The sequence below is a fragment of the Polynucleobacter sp. 86C-FISCH genome (assembly GCF_018882415.1).
Lineage (GTDB): Bacteria > Pseudomonadota > Gammaproteobacteria > Burkholderiales > Burkholderiaceae > Polynucleobacter.
This window is the reverse complement of sequence record NZ_JACVOL010000001.1, coordinates 1,874,197-1,894,964: the sequence shown is the minus strand read 5'-3', so window position 1 is coordinate 1,894,964 and position 20,768 is coordinate 1,874,197. Positions and strand designations below refer to the sequence as shown.

Sequence of the window (20,768 nt, the reverse complement as noted above, 5' to 3'; positions counted from 1 at the left end):
TACTCAACTTGCTGTACTTAAAGGGCTCCAAACGGAGTCCTTTTTACTTGCCTTGGCAATTTCAGCAAGGATCTTTTCATGGCTGAGTAGATCTTCCTCTGATGCAGAAAGAACTTTTAAATTGGTCGGCAAGGCTTTGGTGTGGCCGGAGGAGTCTGCGCCTACAGTGTAATCAATGAGATCAATGGACAAATCCTCTTGACCTCTAGTCATCGCTACATAGACTTCGGCCAAAAGCTGGGCATCAAGTAAAGCCCCGTGCAACGTACGGTGTTTATTGCTGATCGAAAAACGTTCACATAATGCATCCAAGGAATTTCTTTTGCCCGGAAACATTTGACGAGCATCGAGCAAGGTATCAGTAACTTTAGAGGCTAGGTTACGGAACGGTGGACGTTTTAAGAGGGCGAATTCATTATCTAAAAATCCCAAGTCAAAGGCTGCGTTATGAATCACGATTTCAGCGCCATCTACAAACTCAATAAGCTGCTCAACAATATTTGCAAAAATTGGCTTGTCAGACAAAAACTCTCTTGAGAGTCCGTGTACCGCAAAGGCTCCTGCATCAATATCGCGCTCTGGATTGATGTAGTAATGAAAGGTTCTATCCGTTAGGCGACGACCAACCATTTCAACGCAACCGATTTCAATAATACGGTCACCCGTAGCAGGATTTAAGCCTGTGGTTTCGGTATCGAGAATAACTTGACGCATTAGGTTCCCTCCAGAATGGCAGGTGGAATATCCATTGGACCATTGCCTGCATATTTATCCAGGTAAAGATAAATTACCGGAGTAATGATGAGCGTTACAAATTGAGAGAATATCAATCCACCGGCAACACTAATACCTAGGGGTTGACGTAACTCTGCTCCAGCACCAAGGCCGAGTGCAATTGGCAGTGCACCCATCAAAGCGGCAATCGTAGTCATCATGATGGGTCTAAAGCGCAAGATACAAGCCTCTCGGATTGCTTTCTCTGGACTCATGCCTTGATTACGCTGCGCATCTAAAGCAAAGTCAATCATCAAGATCGCATTCTTCTTAACAATACCAATCAGAAGTAGGATGCCAATAGAAGCAACAATGGTGAGCTCAAAACCAAAAATACGCAGGGCCAAGATGGCACCAATAGCAGCGGAAGGTAGTCCAGCCAAAATGGTGAGTGGATGTATGTAGCTCTCGTATAAAACGCCAAGCAGAATATAAATTACACCTAACGCTGCCAGCAACAAGATTACTTGGCCCGATTGATTGTCTTTAAAGACTGCGGCATCGCCGCCATAACTTGTAATGATAGAAGGTGGTAAGTCAACCTCTTTTACAAATCGGTCAATTGCTTTGGTTGCATCACCCAAAAAGACATCCGGTGCCAAGTTAAATGAAATCGTTACAGCAGGAATTTGACCTTGATGATTTACAGCAGTTGGTCCAACCGTTCTCACAAAGCTAGCTAAGCTAGATAGCGGTATGAGTTTGTCGGTAGCCCTGCCTCGTACATAAACTTTATTTAGGTCTGTTTCAAACTGCCTATCATCCTCTGCCGTTTCAAGAATGACATAGTAGGTATTAACTGGCGTGTAAATGGTAGACACTTGGCGCTCGCCAAATGAAGAGTAGAGGGCTGTTCGTATATCGGCAATGGATACACCGGCGCTTGCTGCTTTTTCACGGTCTATATCGATTTTGACGTTAAGGCCCTTGAGTTGTGAATCGCTGGTCACATCTCTAAAGATCGGATCAGTGCGCATCTTTTGTAATAACTTGTCAGCCCATTCATTTACACCCTCAAAGCCAACGCTTTGTAATGTGAACTGATAACGGCTCTTACTGCTTCGTCCGCCTAGTTGTAAATTCTGCACTGGGCTCATGTAAACCTGAATGCCAGGAATTTCTCTGAACTTGGTTCGTAGACCTTCCATTACCTTGCTCATTTTTTGACGCTCGCTTTTTGGCTTCAAAATAATGAAGAACCGACCGGTATTACGCCCTGAGCTTTGACCGCCACCCAAAATAGAAATCGATGTTGCAACGTTAGGGTCGCTATCAACGATTTTGGCCGCTTGATCTTGCAAGGCAATCATCGTTTTAAACGAAGTGTCCTCTGAGGCTTCAACCGTCACTCGCAATTGACCAATATCTTCTTCGGGGAAGAAGCCTTTGGGGCTATAGATAAATAGGGCAACTGTAATGACGCAGCTCGCAATCGCTCCCCACAATACCTTTTTGCGATTGACTAAGGCTAAATCTAAAAAGTGAACATATCCCTTTAGAGTCCAATCGAAGAGGCGATCAAATTTCTTTGTAATTTCATATTCTTTTGGTTTGTGGTCAGGCTTTGGTAAATAGCGACTGCAAAGCATTGGCACTACCGTCAGTGAAACAACGGCAGAAACCAAAATGGAGAGGGTAACGACAACCGCAAATTCCCTGAACAGGAGACCAATCGGTCCCGCCATAAAGAAGAGCGGAATAAAGACTGCCACCAAGGACAGGGAAATGGAAACGATAGTAAAGCCTACCTCTTTGCTTCCCTTAAGTGCGGCTTTAAGTGGATCCATGCCTTGTTCAACGTAACGCATGATGTTCTCTAAGACAACAATCGCATCGTCAACAACCAGGCCAACAGCTAGCGTGATACCCAATAGAGAGATGTTATCCAGGCTGTAGCCCAAGAAGTAGAAAACAAAAAAGGCGCCTATTAAGGAGATAGGAAGGCTAATTGATGGAATAACAGTTGCTGATACATGCTTGAGGAACAGGAATATCACCAGAATCACCAATGCAATAGTGAAAAGCAGGGTGATATTAACGTCATGGATGGACTCAATAATTGAGAGAGATCGATCGTTGATGAGTGTCAACTGAATCGAATCCGGCATCTGCGCCTTGAGCGAGGGCAATAAGCGTTTAATCGATTCAACTACTTCAACTGTATTGGCATTTGGTTGTCTATTAATGCCAATCGCAATCGATCTTTCACCTTTTGCTGAGGCAAAGGTTTTTACATCTTCGTAGCTCTCTTGTACATCTGCCACATCCTTAAGATAGATTGGATATCCACTGCGCTGTGCAATGATGAGGTTGCCAAACTCTTCTGCCTTAACTAATTGAGGATTTGCATAGATGGTAATGAGTTGTCGTGGTCCGTCTAGGGTACCAACAGGACTATTCGTATTGGCTTTATTGATTGCAGCAGCCACTTCATCCATCGTAATGTTGCGGTTGCCTAAGGCATCTGGTCTTACGCTGACACGAACTGCATAGCGCTTGGCGCCGTAAACAGAAACCTGCGACACGCCTGATATCGTCGATAAATTCGGTGCCATTAGATTCTCGGCATACGCATTCATTTCAGAGAGGCTTATAGATGGCGAGCTCATGCGGACAATTAATACTGGTGTGTCTGCAGGATTAATTTTTCGATAAGAAGGCGGTACCGTCATTTCAATAGGCAAGCGTCTTTGCGCGCGCAAGAGAGCTGCTTGCACATCTACCGCTGCCTTATCAATATCGCGATCATTATTGAATTCAAGGGTGATGCTAGTAGAGCCAAGGGAATTGGTTGAGCTAATGACCTTGATGCCATCAATTGTTGAGAATTCTTTCTCAAGCGGCAACGCAACTGCGGAGGCCATATTTTCTGGCGCTGCTCCTGGCAGACTTGCAGTAACCGAAATAATGGGTGTATTGAAGCTCGGTAGGGCGGCTACTGGAATTTTGAAATACGCCACGCTTCCAGCAATGACGGTTGCAATAGATAGCAACACCGTCATGACGGGGCGTCTAATGCATAACTCAGAAAGCGTCATTTTTGCTCTGTAGCAGAATTATTGTTTGCAGGAGCATCAGGAGCTGGGCCTTTGCCAGCCTTAGCCTCGCGCACTTTGCTGCCAGTTCGCAGATTCTGCTTGCCTTCCACAACAATGCGGTCACCAGCTTGAATGCCTGTAACTACTGAGGTACCCTGGTATTCGTATGTAACCTTTACCGGCTTCGCGGTTACTTTGTCATCCTTATCTACAACATATACAAGGCGACCGGTTGGGCTAATCACAATAGCTTGTGTTGGAACAGCAATTGCATCTTTTAATGTGTTGGCATTTAATGAGACTCGGGCAAATTGACCGGGCAGGAGCTCCATTTTTTCATTAGGAATTTGTGCCTTGACTCTCACTGCGGCAATCGCTGGATCTACTTGGTTGTCAATAACCAAGACCTGGCCTTCATAAGCAGTCTTACCAGAATTGCCAACAGTTACTTTAACTTTTAAGGGCTCATCGACCTTTTTGTTTTCCAGAATAATTGGAATATCTTTTTCTGGAATAACAAATTGAACATTAATTGGATTCAATTGCGTAATGGTGACCATGGATCCAGTGGTCGATGTAGCAGAAGCGTTGGTTGAGCTAATTACCGCATTGCTAGCCTGCACAAAGGAGCCTGGGAATACGTTAATAATGCCGGCACGACCATTTATAGGGGAGCGTATCGAATCAAAAGAGAGCTGCACCTCGGCTGAGCGAGCAGCCGCTTGTGCTGATTTTGCGTTTGCAAGAGAGGTTTCTAAACCTGCTTTTGATATGAAATTTTTGGCAACCAATTCCTTAGCGCGCAAATATTGTTTTTGCGCATCATCCGCTAAGGCCTTCTGTTTTTCGTAATTAGCTTTATCGTTGCGGTCATCTAGACTGAAAAGAAGTTGACCCTCTGTTACTTCTTGCCCATCCTTGATATGAATTTTGGTAACGGTGTTGGTCACCATCGGACGAATATCAACAATACTATTTGAGACAATGGTGCCGGTCGCCTCAATAATCAGTGGTACATCCTTTTTTTCAACCACAATGCTAGTAATCGTTTGGGGGCCGCCAGCTTTCTTGCCTGCTGGGAAAAAATAATCGTATGTTTTGGATCCCGCATACAGAAGTATCAAGACGATCAAAATGCGCCACTTAAAGCGTTTGACGAACGCCTTGATGGAGGCGTAATTAATGTCTTTAAGTCTATCAACCTGAGGCAAATATTTATTCCAAAGCGCGCATAAACGCGACTTGCCTGCATCCTTCAGTTGCACGAGCTTGCCTAACAACTTATCAAGGGAGGATTCGATTTTTGACACAGACTCGTTTTTCTTGGTTTTCTAGGGTTTATATGCTGTTTCTGGGGTATTTAAAGCAGGACCATTCTCTCATAAGATGCCTTAAAAGGTTGTTGCAGAAGGGCGTTGGCCTAGGGTAGAAATTCTTCAACGCCTTTATTAGCCAATTGGTCTGCCAGCTCATTCCCAGGGTGGCCGTTATGACCTCTTACCCAGTGCCAGGAGATGTCATGGCTCGGGAGCAGGGAGTCTAGCTCCTGCCAAAGATCCGCATTTTTAACTGGATCCTTGCTGGCTGTTTTCCAACCGCGCCTTTTCCATCCCTCAAGCCATTCCGTAACTCCCTTTTGGACATATTGGGAATCGGTCCAAAGCTCGACCGTACTGCGTTGTTTTAAGGCCTTTAGGGCAAAAATGACCGCACAAATCTCCATGCGGTTATTGGTGGTGAGTTTTTCACCACCATGGATATGTTTTTCGTGCCCGCCTGATTGCAAAACTGCTCCCCAACCGCCGGGTCCTGGGTTTCCTTTGCAGGCGCCATCGGTATAAATCACAATATGGGGATGTTTGGTATGCGGCATAGCAATAATTTACTGGTTATTGTTGCTCTTGAGACATTTTTGCAGATTACTTCTTTCCGCAGCGGGGCTTAATTGCTTAATTGCCGGAATTCGGACTAAAGAAGCTGGGCCGATGAGGCGCATTCCTTGCTGGCGCTTGATAGCTGAAACCAGGAAAACTGCCCCAAATATTGGCCACCAACGATTCCCCATTTTTTCAAGGAAATTCATCTTACCCATAACAGCCTCGCCCTGTAAGGGGAATTTGTAGCATCCAAAGTGGCCGCGATCGAGAGAGAAATTGAGTAGCTCAAGCCAATCTTTAATGCGAATGAGGCTGATGAATTGACCATCCCTTGGAAGATAAGGTGTGCCTATCAATCTACTGAGATATTGTCGAGCGCCCCACAAGCTAGCTGGATTGAAGCCGGAGATGATTAGGCGACCTTCTGGTCGCAGCACTCGATCTACTTCTCGAAGTATTTGATGGGGATCTGATGCAAATTCCAAAACATGAGGCAGAACAATTAAATCGAGACTCTCGCTAGCAAAAGGGAGTTCAGTAGAGTTGGCTTCAATTAAATGCCAGTCAAAGCGACCAGCAAGGGTACGGTTATCGTTTGAATGAATCAGGAGCGCCTGCATGGGCATCCGATTCTCACTAAGCGTGTTCATTTGTGGCAAGCCAATTTGGACAGCATGAAACCCAAAGACATCGGCAACGATTTGATCAAAGCATTGCTGCTCCCAATTAAGCACATAGCGACCTGGCGGGGATTGGAGCCACTTTTCCCAGGAGATCCAAGGGGGTGCAGGCATCTGAGAGGGGATGGGTGGGGTTGGTATCATGAGTACATGGATAAGAATACTTTATTGCAGGTCTGGCCCATACCGGCCTTTGATGATAACTACATTTGGTGCATTCACGATGGCAGCAATGCATTGGTTGTAGATCCGGGGGATGCTGAGCCGACCTTGGAATATCTAAAAGCTAATAAATTAGCTCTTAAGGGAATCTTAATTACACATCACCATGCAGACCATACAGGTGGAATTCTGACCTTATTGGAAAAGTTAGGTGCCAATATTCCTGTCTACGGGCCCGTGGGAGATAACATTCCCGGTCGAACAGTGGTTGCAATGCAAGACGACAAAATTGAAATTGTCGCTCCACGAATTAGCTTGAAAGTATTTGAAGTTCCTGGCCACACCCTCAGCCATATTGCCTATTTTGCCAACATGCAGGCTAACGTTGTAGAGCCTATGTTGTTCTGTGGGGATACTTTATTTGCCTCCGGTTGTGGAAGATTGTTTGAGGGCACACCTACGCAGATGAGTGAATCTTTAAGTAAGTTTGCAGCGTTGCCAAAAAATACTTTGGTTTACTGTACTCACGAATACACCTTATCTAATATTCGCTTTGCATTGGCTGTTGAACCCAATAACCACAATTTAGTTGCATGGGCAGAACAGGCGAAATCTTTGCGAGAGCAGGGGTTGCCAACGCTTCCCACTACGATTGGTCAAGAGCTGCAAGTTAACCCTTTTATGCGCTGTGATCAGCCTGAAGTCATTGCAATGGCAAAAGAGGTTTCAGGGCAGGCAGAGCTGCCAAGCCCCGCACACGTTTTAGCAGTTATCCGCGCCTGGAAAGATCGCTTCTGATGCGCATGCTTTATGCAGCATTGATTGTTGCTTTCTTAAGTGGCTGTGCTGGCACCGGTGATTGGTCATCTGATACCCCAACAAAGGCTAATCCAAAATCATCTAAAGCTACACGCGTAAATCTAAAAAACCAATCGGTTAGCAAGGTATACGCGCCTTCGGATAACTTATGGATACGCATCCGTGATGGCTTCCAAATGGAGCCCATGAATACGCCATTAGAAATTGAGCAAGTCCGCTGGCTCGCTGCTAGACCTGATTATGTCAATCGTTCAATGACGCGCTCTTCGCGCTATTTGTTTTACATTGTTCAAGAAGTCAATGCACGAAATATGCCAACTGAGATTGCGCTGCTCCCATTTGTAGAGAGCGCATTTGTTACGCACGCTAAGTCAAGCGCCAAAGCGGTGGGCTTATGGCAATTTATGCCGGCAACCGGTAAAGATTTTCGCTTAACGCAAAACGTATTTAGGGATGAACGACGAGACGTTGTTCAATCAACTGATGCAGCATTAGATTACTTGCAGCGCTTGAATAATCAATTTGGCAGCTGGGAGCTGGCGTTGGCTGCATATAACTGGGGTGCCGGGAATATTGCTAAAGCACAGAAGCGTAATGCTGCAGCTGGATTACCAACAAATTATGAGAGTCTGACCTTGCCTCGCGAGACCCGAAATTATGTGCCTAAGTTAATGGCGTATCGTCAAATTGTTTTGGATCCACAAGCGTATGGCATCGTGCTGCCTGAACTTGAGAACCACCCTTACTTTGTTGCAGTAGATGTGGGGAGTGATATTGACGTAGCCCTGGTAATTAAATTGGCTGAAATTCCATCGGATGAATTTCACAGTCTTAACCCCTCATTTAACAAGCCAGTCATTCTGAGTAATGCAAATCAGCAAATTCTCTTGCCATTTGCTCATGCCGAAATCTTTCAGGCTAACTTGAAGCAATACGACAAACCGCTTTCTTCATGGACGGCTGTTCAAGTATCTAGAACTGAAACCGTCGATCAAGCAGCGAAAACCTTGGGCGTAGATGTAGACACCCTAAGAGAAGTGAACGGCATACCGCGGGGAATGAGAATACGTTCAGGGTCTACGGTATTAATTCCTAAAACTAATCGCCGTCCTGGCGATGTATCGACGGCCATGGCAGAAAATGCCAGCTTAAGCTTAGAGAAGCCCGCGCCGCCTGCACCTAAGTGCCCAAAACCAGCAAATACTGGGAAAGGTGGCAAGACAGCAAAGTGCGCCCCAGCTACAACAAGCAAAACAACAGGAAAAACAGCCTCTAAGGGTAATTCTTCTGAAAAAAATGCTGCATCTCAGCATAAATCCGCATCGACAGGGCTTGCAAAATCTGCGAAAAATGGTAGTTCAGCCTCTACCAGCAGCAATAACGGCAGCAAAGGGGCGAGCAAAAGTCAGTAATTACAGTAACTTTTTTTAAAGAAATCAGGTTGACCATGTCCTATAAAGCACACCACGAACGCTCAATTAAAGACCCAGACGGATTTTGGGGTGAGCAAGCGCAGTTAATTCACTGGGAAAAGCCATTCGATAAGGTTCTGAACTACAACAACCCGCCATTTGCAAAATGGTTTGAGGGTGGACTTACGAATCTTTGCTACAACGCAGTAGATCGCCACCTAAAAGATCGCCCGGATCAAATCGCTCTGGTTGCTGTTTCAACAGAAACTAATCAAGAGAAAACTTACACATTTAAAGAGTTGTACGAAGAAGTTAATCGTATGGCTGCAATCTATAAAGCAAACGGCATTCAAAAGGGCGATCGTGTGCTCATTTATATGCCAATGATTGCTGAAGCATGTTTTGCAATGTTGGCCTGTGCTCGTATTGGCGCAATTCATTCTGTTGTATTTGGCGGCTTCGCATCACACAGCCTTGCTTCCCGAATTGATGATGCAAAACCAAAGCTCATTGTTACTGCAGAAGCTGGTGCTCGTGGTGGTAAAGCAGTTCCATATAAGCCATTGTTGGACGAGGCAATCACATTGGCTGAATACAAGCCAGCAAAAGTGTTGATTGTGAACCGTGGCTTAACTGAGTTCACGACTGTTGCTGGGCGTGATTTGGACTATGCAACTGAGCGTCAAAAGCATCTCAACGATGTCGTTCCAGTTGAATGGGTTGATGCAACTCATCCTTCCTATATTTTGTATACATCTGGTACAACAGGAAAACCAAAAGGTGTTCAACGCGATACCGGCGGTTATGCTGTTGCGCTCGCTGCTTCGATGAAGCATATTTTCACTGGCAATCCAGGCGAGACAATGTTCTGCACCTCTGACATTGGCTGGGTAGTGGGTCATAGCTACATCATTTATGCGCCATTACTTTCTGGTATGGCCACAATCATGTATGAAGGCACGCCTTTGCGTCCAGATGCTGGTATCTGGTGGGAGCTGGTAGATAAATATAAAGTTTCTGTCATGTTCTCTGCGCCAACTGCAGTTCGTGTTCTCAAGAAACAAGATCCTGCATTCTTGACTAAACATGATCTTTCTAAATTGCGTGCATTGTTCTTGGCCGGCGAGCCTTTGGATGAGCCAACTGCAAGTTGGATTCATGGTGCTATCAATAAGCCGATTGTGGATAACTACTGGCAAACAGAAACTGGCTGGCCGATGCTAGCAATTCAACGTGGCGTAGAAGTGATGCCGCATAAATTTGGCTCACCAGGCGTGCCATCATTTGGCTACAACATGAAGTTGCTTGATGACGCTACTTCTGAAGAGTTGGGTCCAGATCAAAAAGGAGTTATCGCCATCGAAGGGCCATTGCCTCCAGGCTGTATGCAAACGGTTTGGGGTGACGATAAGCGCTTTGTCAGCACCTACTGGGAAACTATTCCAGGCAAGTTGATTTATTCAACCTTTGACTGGGGCATCAAGGACAAGGATGGTTACTTCTTCATTCTTGGTCGAACAGATGACGTGATTAACGTTGCCGGACATCGTTTAGGCACTCGCGAAATTGAAGAGAGCATTTCTAGCCATCCCAATATTTCAGAGGTAGCTGTAGTTGGTATTGAGGACAAGCTTAAAGGTCAGGCTGCGATTGCATTCGTGATCCCTAAGGACGCCTCAAATACTGCTACCTTAGAAGCGGAGTGCATGAAAACCGTAGATACAACTCTAGGTGCTATTGCTCGCCCAGGTCGTGTTTACATTGTTACGGCACTGCCAAAAACGCGTTCAGGCAAGATTGTGCGTCGTGCGCTCCAGGCTGTTGCCGAGGGCCGCGATCCTGGTGATATCAGCACCATGGACGACCAGACAGTATTGGCTCAAATTAAGACCATTATTGAGCAAAGCGCTAAGGCTTAAATACCCTTAATTTTGGCTAAAAAAGCTCCGCCAGCCATCAGGTTGGAGGGGCTTTTTCCTTTGTAAGCCCCATTTGACTGGATATTCAAGGGTTTACGAGCAGAAATGGTATGATTGCAGGGTTCGAAACTAATTAAATACCCTAGCGCTTAAAGACACTCACCTCCCGCAAAAACATCCTCGGGTTGGTCTTTTTGAGGGTTTTGAGCGTCGGATGGAGCAGGGACTGGAGATGGTTTGTCACCCTTGCTTCCTTCTTTTCCCCCAGCCGTGTTGGCATTAGCCGACGGCACCTTATTTCCCGGATTTAGTATTGGCGCCCCAGGCGAAACTACCGGCGAAGTTGTTTTCAATACAGCGCTGACTGGATATCAAGAGATCATTACTGATCCTAGCTACTCACGGCAAATTGTTACTTTGACTTACCCGCACATTGGTAACGTCGGCGTGAACGCTCAGGATGCAGAATCCGATCAAATACATTCAGCGGGATTAGTCATTAAAGACCTCCCAAAGCGCGTATCTAACTTCCGCTCGGAAGATTCTCTAGATAGCTACCTCACTAAAGCCGGTGTTTTAGGCATTGCTGGAATCGATACTCGCAAGCTCACCAGAATTTTGCGAGATAAGGGCGCCCAATCAGGCGCAATTGTTGCTGGCAAGCTTGGTGATGATTATGAGTCTTTAGGTAAAAAGGCTCTTGAGCTTGCTAAGGCTTTCCCGGGTATGTCAGGGTTAGATCTTGCTAAAGTAGTTACAACCAATAAGTCTTATGAGTGGCGTGAAGCCGAATGGGATCTGCATGGTCCTAATGGCAAGCCTGCATACAGAGAATTAGATACAAACAAGCCAGTTAAGAAGGTTGTTGCTTATGACTTTGGTGTGAAGCGCAATATTCTTCGCATGCTTGCAGAGCGTGGCTGCCAACTGACGGTGGTGCCAGCGCAAACTAGTGCAGCTGATGTATTGGCCATGAACCCAGATGGCGTCTTCTTTTCGAATGGCCCTGGAGATCCTGGTCCATGTGATTACGCAATTACTGCTGCAAAAGAAATCATCGAAAAAGGTGTTCCAACTTTTGGTATCTGCTTAGGCCATCAAATTATGGGTCTTGCTGCTGGCGCAAAAACTTTGAAGATGAAGTTTGGTCACCATGGCGCAAACCACCCGGTTAAAGATTTAGACACTGGTCGTGTGGCAATTACTTCTCAGAATCATGGTTTTGCAGTTGATGCCAATACATTGCCAGACAATATTCGTGTAACCCATGTTTCTTTGTTTGATGGTTCTTTACAAGGTTTGGCTTGGAAAGATAAGCCAGCTCTATGTTTCCAAGGACATCCTGAGGCCTCGCCTGGACCTCATGACATTGCCTATTTATTTGATCGTTTTGTGGAGCTCATGAATGCTGCCAGCAAGAAGGAGGGCAAATAATGCCTAAGCGTAGCGACATTAAGAGCATTCTGATTATTGGTGCAGGACCGATCGTGATTGGTCAGGCCTGTGAGTTTGACTATTCTGGCGCGCAAGCATGTAAAGCGCTTCGTGACGAAGGTTACAAAGTCATATTAGTAAACAGTAATCCTGCAACCATCATGACTGATCCTGAGATGGCTGATGTAACTTACATTGAGCCGATTACTTGGGAAGTTGTAGAGCGCATTATTGCCACTGAAAAACCAGATGCGATATTGCCAACGATGGGTGGTCAAACAGCGCTGAACTGCGCATTAGATCTACATCGCCATGGTGTTTTGGAAAAATACGGATGCGAGCTTATTGGCGCGTCCCCTGAAGCGATCGACAAGGCGGAAGATCGTCAGAAGTTTAAAGAGGCTATGACTAAGATTGGTCTAGGCTCTGCCAAGTCAGGCATTGCTCACTCTATGGATGAAGCACACGAAGTGCAACAGCGCATCCAACAGGAAACGGGTAGTTCAGGATTCCCGGTTGTTATTCGCCCGTCATTCACCATGGGTGGATCTGGCGGTGGTATTGCTTATAACCGCGAAGAATTTGAAGAGATTTGCAAACGCGGTCTCGATTTATCACCAACCCGCGAACTTCTAATCGAAGAATCTTTGCTTGGTTGGAAAGAGTTTGAGATGGAAGTGGTGCGCGATCGCAATGACAACTGCATCATTGTTTGCTCGATTGAAAACTTAGATCCGATGGGTGTGCACACTGGTGATTCCATTACCGTTGCTCCTGCACAGACCTTAACGGATAAAGAATATCAAATCATGCGTAATGCATCGATTGCAGTCTTGCGAGAAATCGGTGTTGACACTGGTGGATCAAATGTTCAGTTCTCGATCAACCCAGTTGATGGCCGTATGATCGTCATCGAAATGAATCCACGGGTTTCGCGTTCATCTGCATTGGCTTCCAAAGCAACTGGCTTCCCAATTGCAAAGATCGCTGCCAAATTAGCCGTTGGATACACATTAGACGAGCTTAAAAATGACATTACTGGTGGAGCTACACCAGCATCTTTTGAGCCATCAATCGACTATGTAGTAACAAAGATTCCACGCTTCGCGTTCGAGAAGTTCCCGCAAGCAGACTCACGCTTAACTACTCAAATGAAATCTGTTGGTGAAGTGATGGCTATTGGCCGCACTTTCCAGGAGTCATTCCAAAAAGCGTTGCGAGGCTTAGAAGTCGGTGTCGATGGTCTTGATGAAGTTTCTACAGATCTCGATGACATCATTAACGAAATTAATGAGCCGGGCCCAGACCGCATTTGGTATTTGGCTGATGCTTTCCGTATGGGCATGGGTCTTGATGAGATTTATTCTGAAACCAAAGTTGACCCTTGGTTCTTAGAGCAAATTGAAGAGCTCATTACGATTGAAGCTGAGTTAAAGCAACGCAAAATTGACAGTCTTACTGCGCCAGAGCTACGCTTTGTGAAGCAGAAGGGCTTCTCTGATCGTCGTTTAGCAAAGTTACTTGGTATTGATGCTGCCTCAGTTCGAGCTGCACGTCACCGCTTAAAGGTGGTGCCAGTCTATAAACGTGTGGATACTTGCGCTGCTGAGTTCTCAACAAATACTGCGTATTTGTATTCAACCTATGAAGCTGAGCATGGTGAGTGCGAGTCCAACCCAACCAATAAAGACAAGATTATGGTTTTGGGTGGTGGTCCTAACAGAATCGGTCAAGGCATTGAGTTTGACTATTGCTGTGTACATGCGGCCTTAGCAATGCGCGATGATGGTTATGAAACCATTATGGTCAACTGCAATCCTGAAACAGTTTCAACTGATTACGATACGTCTGATCGTTTGTACTTTGAACCATTAACTCTTGAAGATGTTTTAGAGATCGTAGCCAAGGAAAAGCCAAAGGGCGTCATCGTGCAGTACGGTGGCCAAACTCCTTTGAAGCTGGCATTGGATCTTGAGCGTAACGGCGTTCCGATTATCGGAACTTCACCTGACATGATTGATGCTGCAGAAGATCGTGAACGCTTCCAAAAGTTATTGCAAGATCTGGGCTTGCGTCAACCTCCAAACCGCACTGCGCGTGCTGAAGAGGAGGCTCTCAAGCTAGCAGAAGAAATTGGTTATCCATTGGTTGTGCGTCCTTCCTATGTTTTGGGTGGTCGCGCCATGGAGATCGTTCATGACGGTCGTGACCTAGAGCGCTATATGCGCGAAGCAGTCAAAGTCTCCCATGACTCTCCTGTACTGCTAGATCGCTTCTTAAATGATGCGATTGAGTGCGATGTTGACTGTATTAGCGATGGTGAAAAAGTATTCATCGGTGGCGTTATGGAGCATATTGAACAAGCCGGCGTTCACTCTGGCGACTCAGCCTGTTCCTTGCCTCCTTACTCTTTATCCGATAAAACGGTAGAAGAAATTAAGCGTCAAACTGCAGCGATGGCCAAAGGATTGAATGTTATTGGTCTAATGAACGTTCAATTTGCTATACAAAATGTAGATGGCAATGATGTTATCTATGTGCTTGAAGTAAATCCACGAGCTTCCCGCACCGTGCCTTTCGTTTCTAAAGCTACTGGTTTGCAACTAGCTAAGATTGCTGCTCGTTGTATGGTTGGTCAAACACTTGCTCAGCAAGGCATTACTGCTGAAGTGAAGCCTCCATACTTCTCTGTAAAAGAAGCGGTGTTCCCATTTAATAAATTCCCTGGTATCGATCCAATCCTTGGGCCAGAAATGCGCTCAACTGGTGAGGTGATGGGTGTAGGTAAAACCTTTGGCGAGGCTTTGTTCAAGTCTCAATTGGGTGCTGGTATTAAGCTGCCTAAGAGCGGAACCGTTCTTTTGACGGTAAAGGATAGCGATAAACCAAAGGCGATAGAAGTTGCCAAATTATTGCATCAGCTCGGTTTCCCAATGGTCGCTACTAAGGGTACTGCTGCTGCAATTGAAGCGGCTGGCTTGCCTGTAAGAGTGGTAAATAAGGTCAAAGATGGACGTCCTCACATTGTGGATTTCATCAAGAATGGCGAAATTTCTTTGGTATTCACTACTGTGGATGAAACCCGCACTGCCATTGCTGACTCTAGATCTATTCGTACCAGTGCTCAGGCTAATGGCGTGACTTACTACACAACAATTAGTGCGGCACGTGCAGTAATGGATGGTTTATTGGCTTCTCAAAATGGCAAGCTGGAGTCACTCGAGGTCTATTCATTGCAAAACTTACATCGGACGCTTATTTAATCTAAAATCAGCTTTTATGCGTAATTTTGCGCAAGATTTTAAGTTAGGTAAGCAGCATGAGCACAATTCCAATCACTAAACGCGGCGCAGAACTTCTTAAGGAGGAGCTGCACCGCTTAAAGCATGTTGAGCGTCCTGCAGTCATTATTGCTATTTCTGAGGCTCGCGCTCAGGGCGATCTTTCTGAGAATGCAGAATATGATGCCGCCAAAGAAAAGCAGGGCTTTATTGAAGGTCGCATTCAAGAGCTAGAAGGTAAGCTGTCTGCAGCCCAGATTATTGACCCTTCTTCTCTTGACGTTACTGGGCGTGTCGTATTTGGCGCTACCGTTGACCTCGAAGATCTTGAAGATGGCACGAAGTTGACCTATCAAATTGTGGGTGATGACGAGGCTGATATCGCTTTAAATAAGATTTCTATTAGTTCGCCAATTGCGCGCGCATTAATTAGCAAGGAAGAGGGAGACGTTGTTGCCGTTCAAGCCCCGGGTGGTAACCGCGAAGTTGAAATATTGGCCGTTCGCTACGTTTAATGATTCCAACATTTGCCCAGAGAATTTTTAACCTGCTTTCGGGTCTCTGGGTTGGCGGTTTATTATCGATTGGATTTCTTGTTGTACCGACGCTCTTTTCGAGTCTAGGGGATCGCCAGGTCGCTGGAATCGTCGCGGCAAGCTTATTTAAATCAACCGCATACATAAGCGTCCTAACAAGTATTGTTCTGATGGTGCTTGCCAATTACTTTGTACGCTTAGGTAAGTCTCAATATCGATTAGATCGCTGGATATTGCTAGGGATGCTGGCATGCGCAATAGCTGCGGCTTTTATCATTATTCCCTGGATGAATTCTTTGCGAGACCAAGCTTTGTATTTAGGTTTGTCTGTCCGCGAATCCACTCATGCTGTTCTTTTTGGTCGCTTACATGGCGTTTCAAGCGCAATCTACATGCTCCAAACTTTGCTGGGCATCGTCTTAGTGTGGCGCACAACAAAAAACGCCGACTAGCGGCGCTTTAACGAATCAAAAGAAGTCTTACGAGCCCAAAGATTTTTTCTTAGTGCTACTCATACGTACTTTACGTTTCTTAATGGGAGCTGGCGCTGCAGTAGCTTTTCTGTAACCAGGCGAAGACCAGCCAATTTTGGATTCTGCAGCTTCGGAGCGCAAAACTCTCTTCTTTGGCGTGGCGGACTTCACTGCAGCCGCACGTTCAAATGGTGACTTGTTAGATGCGGAGCGACGATCCGATCTTTCGGAAGTGCTAGTACGAACACCAGTTTTAGTTGCAGTGCGATTTGGCTGACGCTTAGTGCGAGGCGCTTGCAAAGTTTTTTTAGTCTGCTTGCTTGATCGACCTAAATTACTAAATGCTTCATCAACAGCATCTTTTGGTTTCCATAGCACTAATAATTTGCCGATATGTTGTACTGGAGCGGCATCTAATTTATCGCAGAGCTCTTCATAGATTGCAGTACGAGCCTCACGGTCATCACCAAAAACGCGAATCTTAATCAAACCATGATGATTGATGGCTAATTTTGCTTCTTTGATAACAGCAGGAGTTAAGCCATCACCGCCGACCATCACCACAGGACTTAAATCATGTGCGTCAGCTTTGAGGGATTTGCGTTGTGCGGGGGTAAGGATGAGTGCAGTCATGGGCTTGATGATAGAGCATTCACCAACAAAATCAGTCGAATAAAGCCAATTTAGCGCTTTTTTTCTAGATTCCTTTTGCTTTAGCTGGAAGAAACTAGGAAAATAGAGGGCGAAAGTGGGTAAGTTGTGGCAAAGAATAAATTTAATAAAAGTTGGTTGCAGGATCATTTAACTGATCCATATGTGAAGATGGCTCAAAAGGAGGGCTATCGCGCTAGAGCGGTTTACAAGCTCAGCGAAATTGACGAGCAAGATCATCTCATCAAAGCAGGCATGACCATTGTCGATTTGGGTAGCGCCCCTGGGAGCTGGTCTCAGTACACCCGCAATCGCCTAACTGAGCTTGGTAAAAGCAATCCGAAAATTGAGTCCGGCAAACCAGATGGTCAAATTATTGCGATTGATATATTGCCCATGGAAGATATTGCGGATGTGAGCTTTATTCAGGGTGATTTTCGTGAGGATGAGGGGCTTGCTGCGCTTGAGGCCTTATTGCCTAAAGAGGCCGAAGGAAAAGTGGATTTAGTCCTTTCGGACATGGCCCCTAATTTATCTGGTGTTGGCGTTGCTGATGCCGCCAGAATGGCCTTTTTGGCTGAAATAGCCTTAGATTTTGCTGTGGCGCATCTTAAGCCTGAGGGTGCTTTATTAATCAAGTGCTTTAACGGTAGTGGCTATAGCCAGATTGTCGAATCCTTTAAAAAGGTGTTTAAAACCGTAGGCCCTCGCAAACCTAAGGCATCAAGAGCCCGTTCTTCAGAGATATTCCTACTTGGAAGAAACCTCAAACCACCCAAATAATGACCAAAAACCCTGAATTTGTAGGGGGTTTATTAAATAAATATGCCATTAGCTCTTGAAAAAGGGTGGTAGTAGAATCAAATACTTAGGAAGCGATTTGCTTTAACTCCTGGATCAATCCAGAAAAGGACTCATTTTGAACAGCAATATGTTCCAAAAAATCGGTGTGTGGCTCATTGTGGGCTTAGTGCTTTTTACTGTTTTCAAGCAGTTTGATAAGCCTAAGGACCAAACTCAGGTCACCTATTCACAGTTCATGGATGACGCTAAAGCCGGAAAAGTAAAGCGCGTTGATGTGCAAGGTCGCACATTACAAGTGACGCCCGCTGATGGTGCTAAATATTCCATCACCTCTCCAGGCGATATCTGGATGGTAGGTGATCTCATGAAGTATGGAGTTCAAGTTACTGGTAAGGCGGACGATGAGCCAAATATGTTGGTCTCTGCTTTGTACTACCTTGGGCCAACTCTCTTAATTATTGGCTTCTGGTTTTTCATGATGCGTCAAATGCAGGGTGGAGGCAAGGGCGGCGCATTCTCATTTGGCAAATCAAAAGCGCGTTTGATTGATGAGAACAGCAATACAGTTACTTTTGCTGATGTTGCTGGTTGCGATGAGGCAAAAGAGGAAGTCTTTGAATTAGTAGATTTCTTAAAAGATCCTCAGAAATTCCAAAAACTGGGTGGTCGCATTCCTCATGGCGTGTTGCTTGTTGGTCCTCCAGGTACCGGCAAAACCCTTTTGGCACGTGCCATTGCTGGCGAAGCAAAAGTTCCGTTCTTTTCGATTTCAGGTTCTGATTTCGTAGAAATGTTTGTTGGTGTTGGTGCTTCACGTGTACGTGACATGTTTGAAAATGCCAAGAAAAATTCTCCTTGCATCATCTTTATTGATGAGATTGATGCAGTTGGTCGTCATCGCGGCGCCGGTATGGGTGGCGGCAACGATGAGCGTGAGCAAACATTGAATCAAATGTTGGTTGAGATGGATGGTTTCGAGAGTAATAGCGGCGTGATCGTTGTTGCTGCAACCAACCGCTCTGATGTATTGGATAAAGCATTACTCCGTCCTGGTCGTTTTGATCGTCAAGTTCATGTTGGCTTGCCTGACATTCGTGGTCGCGAGCAGATCTTGCAAGTGCATATGCGTAAGGTTCCTATCGATCCTGATGTAAATGCGGCTGTATTAGCGCGCGGAACACCTGGCTTCTCTGGTGCCGACTTAGCAAACTTAGTCAATGAAGCTGCATTGTTTGCTGCGCGTCGCAATAAGCGCTCGGTAGATATGAAGGACTTTGAGGACGCTAAAGACAAGATCTATATGGGTCCTGAGCGCAAATCTGCTGTGATGCGTGAAGAAGAGCGCCGCAATACGGCCTATCACGAGTCTGGCCATGCTGTAGTAGCCAAAGTGTTGCCTAAAGCTGATCCTGTGCACAAGGTCACCATCATGCCTCGTGGCATGGCACTGGGTGTTACTTGGCAACTTCCTGAATTCGATCGCGTGAACCTTTATAAAGATCGCATGTTGGAAGAGTTGGCCATTCTGTTTGGCGGCCGTGCTGCTGAAGAGGTTTTCTTGCACTCCATGAGTACAGGAGCATCAAATGACTTTGAGCGTGCAACTAAGATGGCTCGCGATATGGTTACTCGTTATGGCATGAGCGATAGCTTAGGCACGATGGTTTATGTTGATACCGAATCTGAAAGTATTTTTGGTCGCAATAGTACTAAGACCGTCTCTGAATTGACTCAACAAAAAGTGGACGCAGAAATTCGTACGCTGATTGATAGTCAATATGCTTTAGCGAGATCAATCTTGGAGCAAAATCGTGACAAGGTTGAGGCTATGGTTGCCGCATTGCTTGAGTGGGAAACACTTGATGCAGAGCAGATCACTGACATTATGGAAGGTCGTCCACCACGGTCACCTAAGCCCCCGCCAGCAACCCAGTTTGGTAATTCAGCTGGCACGCCTGGTCCCGCTACCGGTAGTGCGCCGGCAACGGCATAAATAGGAATTGCTTTAGCCTTTGATGCTAAATCAAAGCATTCAAACTAAGCCCACAACATGGTGTTGTGGGCGTTTTCTTTTTGATTTTGCTAAACGTAATCGCCCAATAGTCATGGGCATTCTGAATGCCACGCCAGATTCATTTTCAGATGGCGGTAAATTTAGATCCCCTAAAGATGCAATTGCACAAGCTGAACGCATGCTTGCTGATGGTGTTGATCTCATTGATATCGGCGGCGAATCAACCAGACCTGGTGCAGAACCCGTTGGACTCCAAGAAGAGCTTGATAGGGTGCTCCCTGTAATTGAGGCGCTCAAAGATTGCGGAGTTCCGCTTTCAATCGATACCTACAAGTCAGAAACAATGCGGCAAGCACTTCATGCGGGTGTGGATTGCGTCAATGATATTTGGGCACTTAGACAAAGTGGCGCTGTTGACGCTGTATTGGAAAGTCAAAATTGCGGCATTGTATTGATGCATATGCAACGCGATCCTCAAACGATGCAATTTAATCCTGAATACATCAATGTAATTGCCGAAGTAAAACAGTTTCTAAAAGATCGAGCTGACTTCTTAATTTCTTCTGGCATTGCAAGCGATCGCATTGCTATTGATCCAGGCTTTGGATTTGGTAAGAGTCTGGCGCACAACCTCAATATGTTGACTAATTTTGCTGAATTTTCATCATTGGGGCTTCCTGTATTGGCAGGTATCTCTCGCAAATCCATGATTGGCAAAATAACCGGTAAGGACACTAATGACCGAGTGGCCCCCAGCATTGCTGCGGCCATTATGGCGGCAGATCGTGGAGCCACTATTGTTCGGGTTCACGACGTAGCCGAGACGGTTGATGCTCTAAAACTATGGGAAGCCATTCAAGTAGATATGTCTGCCTAAGTTTTATAATTAATCAT

16 protein-coding genes are annotated in these 20,768 nt (G+C 45.7%); 10 read left to right on the top strand and 6 right to left on the bottom strand.

Going from position 1 to position 20,768, the window contains the following annotated elements; genetic code table 11:
- Nucleotides 1–3 precede the first annotated feature (3 nt).
- From dnaQ to ICN10_RS09570, 5 genes are all read right to left on the bottom strand, one after another.
- On the bottom strand, nucleotides 4–714 hold the full coding sequence (gene dnaQ / locus ICN10_RS09590) for a DNA polymerase III subunit epsilon (RefSeq protein ID WP_216214947.1): 711 nt from the start codon (nucleotides 712–714) through the stop codon (nucleotides 4–6).
- Entirely contained in the window at nucleotides 714–3,812 is a 3,099-nt protein-coding gene (locus tag ICN10_RS09585; protein WP_216214946.1) for an efflux RND transporter permease subunit, read from the bottom strand. The genes dnaQ and ICN10_RS09585 overlap by 1 nt, the downstream gene beginning before the upstream one ends.
- The gene (locus tag ICN10_RS09580) at nucleotides 3,809–5,122 is read right to left on the bottom strand and encodes an efflux RND transporter periplasmic adaptor subunit (RefSeq protein WP_216214944.1); all 1,314 of its coding nucleotides are present in this window, start codon (nucleotides 5,120–5,122) and stop codon (nucleotides 3,809–3,811) included. Before ICN10_RS09580 ends, ICN10_RS09585 begins: the two co-directional genes overlap by 4 nt.
- Before the next feature lie 110 nt (nucleotides 5,123–5,232).
- A complete protein-coding gene (gene rnhA, locus ICN10_RS09575) occupies nucleotides 5,233–5,685 on the bottom strand; it encodes a ribonuclease HI (protein ID WP_216214943.1) in 453 nt (150 codons plus the stop codon).
- A 9-nt stretch (nucleotides 5,686–5,694) separates the two neighbouring features.
- Nucleotides 5,695–6,513: a class I SAM-dependent methyltransferase gene (locus tag ICN10_RS09570; RefSeq protein WP_216214941.1), complete on the bottom strand. Its 819-nt coding sequence runs from the start codon at nucleotides 6,511–6,513 to the stop codon at nucleotides 5,695–5,697.
- Between the two features lie 6 nt (nucleotides 6,514–6,519).
- Between ICN10_RS09570 and gloB the strand changes: the two genes are divergently transcribed.
- From gloB to ICN10_RS09535, 7 genes are all read left to right on the top strand, one after another.
- Nucleotides 6,520–7,329 carry a hydroxyacylglutathione hydrolase gene (gloB, locus tag ICN10_RS09565; protein ID WP_216214939.1) on the top strand — a complete coding sequence of 270 codons (810 nt, stop codon included), beginning with the start codon at nucleotides 6,520–6,522 and terminating at the stop codon, nucleotides 7,327–7,329.
- Nucleotides 7,329–8,762, top strand: a complete 1,434-nt coding sequence (locus tag ICN10_RS09560) for a transglycosylase SLT domain-containing protein (protein WP_216214937.1) — start codon at nucleotides 7,329–7,331, stop codon at nucleotides 8,760–8,762. Before gloB ends, ICN10_RS09560 begins: the two co-directional genes overlap by 1 nt.
- Nucleotides 8,763–8,785: 23 nt before the next feature.
- Complete coding sequence (locus tag ICN10_RS09555; protein WP_370626225.1) at nucleotides 8,786–10,681, top strand: propionate--CoA ligase; 1,896 nt, start codon at nucleotides 8,786–8,788, stop codon at nucleotides 10,679–10,681.
- Nucleotides 10,682–10,927: 246 nt separating this feature from the next.
- Complete coding sequence (gene carA / locus ICN10_RS09550; protein ID WP_216214933.1) at nucleotides 10,928–12,115, top strand: glutamine-hydrolyzing carbamoyl-phosphate synthase small subunit; 1,188 nt, start codon at nucleotides 10,928–10,930, stop codon at nucleotides 12,113–12,115.
- On the top strand, nucleotides 12,115–15,378 hold the full coding sequence (gene carB, locus ICN10_RS09545; protein WP_216214931.1) for a carbamoyl-phosphate synthase large subunit: 3,264 nt from the start codon (nucleotides 12,115–12,117) through the stop codon (nucleotides 15,376–15,378). The genes carA and carB overlap by 1 nt, the downstream gene beginning before the upstream one ends.
- A 56-nt stretch (nucleotides 15,379–15,434) precedes the next feature.
- The gene (greA, locus tag ICN10_RS09540) at nucleotides 15,435–15,911 is read left to right on the top strand and encodes a transcription elongation factor GreA (RefSeq protein WP_068322970.1); all 477 of its coding nucleotides are present in this window, start codon (nucleotides 15,435–15,437) and stop codon (nucleotides 15,909–15,911) included.
- The gene (locus ICN10_RS09535) at nucleotides 15,911–16,384 is read left to right on the top strand and encodes a DUF4149 domain-containing protein (protein WP_216214929.1); all 474 of its coding nucleotides are present in this window, start codon (nucleotides 15,911–15,913) and stop codon (nucleotides 16,382–16,384) included. The genes greA and ICN10_RS09535 overlap by 1 nt, the downstream gene beginning before the upstream one ends.
- Nucleotides 16,385–16,411: 27 nt before the next feature.
- Here the strand turns inward: ICN10_RS09535 and ICN10_RS09530 are convergent, their stop codons facing one another.
- The gene (locus tag ICN10_RS09530) at nucleotides 16,412–17,038 is read right to left on the bottom strand and encodes a YhbY family RNA-binding protein (RefSeq protein WP_216214927.1); all 627 of its coding nucleotides are present in this window, start codon (nucleotides 17,036–17,038) and stop codon (nucleotides 16,412–16,414) included.
- A gap of 126 nt (nucleotides 17,039–17,164) precedes the next feature.
- Here ICN10_RS09530 and ICN10_RS09525 point away from each other — a divergent pair, with 126 nt between their 5' ends.
- The 3 genes from ICN10_RS09525 (at nucleotide 17,165) to folP (ending at nucleotide 20,751) form a co-directional block, all read left to right on the top strand.
- On the top strand, nucleotides 17,165–17,839 hold the full coding sequence (locus ICN10_RS09525; RefSeq protein ID WP_216214925.1) for an RlmE family RNA methyltransferase: 675 nt from the start codon (nucleotides 17,165–17,167) through the stop codon (nucleotides 17,837–17,839).
- A 136-nt stretch (nucleotides 17,840–17,975) separates the two neighbouring features.
- A complete protein-coding gene (ftsH, locus tag ICN10_RS09520; protein ID WP_216214924.1) occupies nucleotides 17,976–19,853 on the top strand; it encodes an ATP-dependent zinc metalloprotease FtsH in 1,878 nt (625 codons plus the stop codon).
- 22 nt (nucleotides 19,854–19,875) lie between these two features.
- Nucleotides 19,876–20,751 (top strand): dihydropteroate synthase, encoded by an 876-nt coding sequence (gene folP / locus ICN10_RS09515; RefSeq protein ID WP_216215315.1) that lies wholly within the window; start codon nucleotides 19,876–19,878, stop codon nucleotides 20,749–20,751.
- The last annotated feature ends 17 nt before the right edge of the window (nucleotides 20,752–20,768 follow it).